The 750-nt window shown below is 71.1% G+C and carries 1 protein-coding gene; it reads left to right on the top strand.

Features of this window, described 5'->3' with window-relative positions; genetic code table 11:
- The coding region (locus Mhypo_RS17810; protein ID WP_147371381.1) for an HAD-IC family P-type ATPase at positions 1-750 on the top strand (750 nt) is incomplete at both ends.

Raw genomic sequence — 750 nt, 5'->3', positions numbered from 1 at the left:
GCACGGGGGCGGCCTTCTGGTACAGCACCGCCGTCACCGTGTTGATGAGCCTGGCCCCCGGCCTGCTGCCCGAGCAGGCCCGCCACGTCTACTTCGAGGCGGCGGGGGTGGTGATCACGCTGATCCTGCTGGGCAAGTACCTCGAGGCCATCGCCAAGGGCCGCACCAGCCAGGCCATGAAGAAGCTGCTGGGCCTGCAGGCCAAGACCGCGCGGGTGATCCGGGCCGGGGGGGAGCTGGAAGTCGCGGTGGACGAGGTGCTGCCCGGCGACGTGGTCGCGGTGCGCCCGGGGGAGAAGGTCCCGGTGGACGGGGTGGTGATCTCGGGCCAGAGCTACGTCGACGAGTCGATGATCACCGGCGAGCCCGTCCCCGTCGCCAAGGGCGAGGGCGCGAAGGTGGTGGGCGGGACCATCAACCAGAACGGCGCCTTCACCTTCCGGGCCACCGCCGTGGGCGCGGACACCGTGCTGGCCCAGATCATCAAACTGGTCGAGACGGCCCAGGGCTCCAAGCCGCCCATCCAGGGCCTGGCCGACCGGGTGGTAGCGGTGTTCACCCCCGTCGTGCTGGGGATCGCCGCGCTCACGGCCGTCGTCTGGCTGCTCTTCGGGGGTGAGGCCGCCGTCAGCTACGCCCTGGTCAACACCGTCGCGGTGCTGATCATCGCCTGCCCCTGCGCGATGGGCCTGGCGACCCCCACCAGCATCATGGTGGGCACCGGCAAAGCCGCCGAGATGGGCGTGCTCT

Origin of the sequence: Meiothermus hypogaeus (genome assembly GCF_003574035.1) — a bacterium.
Classification (GTDB): Bacteria; Deinococcota; Deinococci; order Deinococcales; family Thermaceae; genus Meiothermus; species Meiothermus hypogaeus.
This window is presented reverse-complemented; position numbering and strand designations above follow the sequence as displayed.